This is a genomic window from Legionella gratiana, assembly GCF_001467695.1.
Taxonomy (GTDB): Bacteria; Pseudomonadota; Gammaproteobacteria; order Legionellales; family Legionellaceae; genus Legionella; species Legionella gratiana.
In genome coordinates this window covers 488699-491806 of sequence record NZ_LNYE01000020.1, presented here as the reverse complement: position 1 = coordinate 491806, position 3108 = coordinate 488699, and the positions used below count along the sequence as shown (strand labels likewise).

Here is a 3108-nt window from a genome sequence, read left to right as displayed (position 1 = left end):
GCTCAAACTGATTTTGAAAATATAAAGAAAAATGGTCTATATGATGAAAAATTAAACTGTATAAATTTTGTGGGGATCTCTTAGCCCCATGTGACTCCTTTCGGAAGACGAGCTACATGATTTAAGGCACAGCATGAACATTGCCCCTTGACCAAACGATATTCTGTTACATGAAGTTTTATCTGGGGTAGCTCATAAACTTGATAGCGTTGATAGTCTTCTTTTAATTCAATACGACCACCGCAATCGCAATGAGTACCTAAACTACATGATACGATTTCATCAACTTCATCACTATCAAGTAACTTGCGTGAATGGCCTTTATGACCTACTTGACCTCCACCTTTATTTTGAGGCACTCTATCCTTTTTTTTCTTCTTGTCTTTTGATGGGGATAATGAGGAATTCTTCGAGTTCGTATTCAGTTGTTCTTTTAATGCTTTATTTTCTTCTTCCAGCTTCTCTATTCGAGTAACCAATTCATTGGTGCGTGCCACTAATGCATCGGTTACTTCTAGGAGTTGGCTGATTAACTTATGACAACCTTCCACTGTTTGTGGAAAATTTTTCTTGTCCATTTGATGAGTGCGTAATAGCTCTTGGGTGTGCGTAATTAACACTAACCTCATATTTTTTCAATGGTTTTTATGAGGGGACTGAGCTATTACCAAGTTCGAGTCTTGTCCGGGGAGCCACTCCTAGTTTGGATCGTGGCAAAATTCAACTCCGCAAGTGATTATTCATTCAGTATAATGCCAACCTGTCAATTCCCTTTAAATGAATTCAAATGACCTATCCAAAACCAGACAAGTCATTGAGATTTTCCTGCTTATTGGCTTTTATTAGCCTCCTGCTCATTAGCCTTTATTGGCTATGAAAGCTCATACTTCAAGCTCGGAAAAAGTATCTCGTATTCCTTCAAAGATTGTCAAGGAGAAAAAATTGCAACTCATAAGCACGACGTTTAATCAATTTCATCTTCCGATGAAATCGGTTGGTTTTCGATATCAATTTATGTCCCTACTACTCAAAACACGAAAAATAGAATGCTGTTATTACATCCAATTTATTACTAACATCTTCAGCAAAAAAGCATAAAGCATTATAACCATTCTACTGCAACAACAAATACTTGCTTTCTATCTAGATGATGGATAGCCCCTATTGGAGGTGAGGAGAATATCAAATTATTCCGGTAAAAAATTTGCGAGACTAATTAGATGAGATATTTGCAGGAATAATACATACCGTAATTATTACGTCTTCCATGCATTACTTGTTGTTTGTATGATACAAAAAAAATCAGCAATGAGAACTTAATATGAAAACAATCTGCGTGTACTTAGGAGCTAGTTTTGGAAACAATGTTGCATTTAAACAAGCTGTTATTAAACTTGCTCATGAAATTGTTGATCAAGGACTTACTCTTGTCTATGGTGGTTCTAGTCTAGGGATGATGGGTTTATTAGCAACTACAGTTAAAGAATTGGGTGGTAAAGTAATAGGGGTTATAACTACTTATCTTTTAGACAAAGAAAAACCGTTAGATACTCTAGATGAGCTTCATGTAGTTGATTCAATGCAAGAACGAAAAAAAATGCTTCAACAATTGGCGGATGCATTTATAGTTATACCTGGTGGCCTAGGAACACTAGAAGAAGCAATCGAAACCTGGAATGCAATAAAAATAGGTGAACTTAACAAAAAGATAGGATTCCTTAACGTAGATGAATATTTTGTAAAACTATTTAGTTTTATTGAGCATTGTCAAGAAAATGGATTTATGCATGCTAAGCAATCTGGTATTCCTATGATACACACCGACCCCAGTAGTTTACTTAATCATTTAATTCAATCAGAAGAAGTTTTTATAATGGATAAGAAACATGAATTGGTTTGAAAATATAATGAGTATATTATGGATGGAATAAATTTAGAAAAACATCATGCTTTATCTAGTAGTAATAACATAAAGGAATTGTTTAACCCAATTCTAAACTCTATAGGTATTTCCTATTTCAATTATATAAAAATATACAATGAGGATTGTTCAAGAGAACTATTAACGAACAACCCTGATTGGATAAACCATTTTTATAAAAATGCCCTATATAATTCAATAGGAACAATTGATGTTGAGCATTTACTGCCAAAAGGATATTTTTTATGGTCGGAGTTGGATAGTAAAGATCCTATTTATCTTCAGGGAAGAGATTTTTTTAATATCGATAATGGTATAAGTTTTGTTATTAAAAGAAACGATGTCACATATCTATATATATTTGCGGCAGGTAAGGAAAAATACGATATAAATAATTTCTATGTCGGAAATATTGATTTGTTACAACGTTTTATTCATTTTTTTAATGATCAAGCAAGAATATTAATTCAGGAAGCTTCGCAACATCGTATATATCTCCCTAGCCAGCAAATTATAAATCCTAACCGAGTAAATAATATTCTTTTAGCTGAGAAAATAAGAGAGCAATTTTTAGAGCAAACACAAGTAAATCGATACTTTTTATTAAATGAGTCTGATAGTTTATATCTCACTAAAAAGCAAGCTGATTGTGCTCGTTTATTTGCTAGAGGATATACCTCAAAACATATAGCAAAGGAAATGAGCCTATCTCCAAGAACAGTAGAGGGTTATATTTTAGATATAAAAAGCAAATTACAAGAATCTTTAAACAAGAGCTTAACTAAGCAACAGATAATGCAAATTCTGCGCTTTTCAAACCTAGCATAGAGTATTTTTTACGTATACAAATGTACCTATGAATCTTGATAAAATAAAAAAATGAGGTGAACGGGGAACACAGTCGCCAAACAGTATTTCCCCGCTCAGTAGGCAAAAAAGCCATAAATAAGATTAACATCATTTCTTGATTTGTTCACTATGATTGTTTCAAAAATATTTATTTGCATATAGCCCATCAAGACCCTCATTCAATATTAGACATATAAGGAAAAAATATATTTATAAGTTTAGAGATAAAGTCTAACAGCTAAAGTTAACTTTGAAAAAAGGACTGATTTTTAATCAGAAGTTAGGGTTTAAATATGGAATTACCATGGACGAAAAAAGTATTATTGAAATCACTCTGA

Annotated in this window: 3 protein-coding genes; 2 read left to right on the top strand and 1 reads right to left on the bottom strand. The window is 32.9% G+C overall.

The window, feature by feature from the left end:
- Positions 1 to 80: 80 nt before the first annotated feature.
- Positions 81 to 629 (bottom strand): DUF6444 domain-containing protein, encoded by a 549-nt coding sequence (locus Lgra_RS06900; protein ID WP_058498515.1) that lies wholly within the window; start codon positions 627 to 629, stop codon positions 81 to 83.
- 692 nt (positions 630 to 1321) lie between these two features.
- Here Lgra_RS06900 and Lgra_RS06895 point away from each other — a divergent pair.
- Positions 1322 to 1900 carry an LOG family protein gene (locus Lgra_RS06895; RefSeq protein WP_058498514.1) on the top strand — a complete coding sequence of 193 codons (579 nt, stop codon included), beginning with the start codon at positions 1322 to 1324 and terminating at the stop codon, positions 1898 to 1900.
- An 18-nt stretch (positions 1901 to 1918) separates the two neighbouring features.
- Complete coding sequence (locus Lgra_RS06890; RefSeq protein ID WP_058498513.1) at positions 1919 to 2749, top strand: helix-turn-helix transcriptional regulator; 831 nt, start codon at positions 1919 to 1921, stop codon at positions 2747 to 2749.
- Positions 2750 to 3108 lie beyond the last annotated feature (359 nt).

Bases quoted from the DNA above. Each gene is read 5' to 3' on its own strand.
- Lgra_RS06900 (WP_058498515.1), bottom strand. From the start codon at position 629: ATGAGGTTAGTGTTAATTACGCACACCCAAGAGCTATTACGCACTCAT.
- Lgra_RS06890 (WP_058498513.1), top strand. From the start codon at position 1,919: ATGGATGGAATAAATTTAGAAAAACATCATGCTTTATCTAGTAGTAAT.
- Lgra_RS06895 (WP_058498514.1), top strand. From the start codon at position 1,322: ATGAAAACAATCTGCGTGTACTTAGGAGCTAGTTTTGGAAACAATGTT.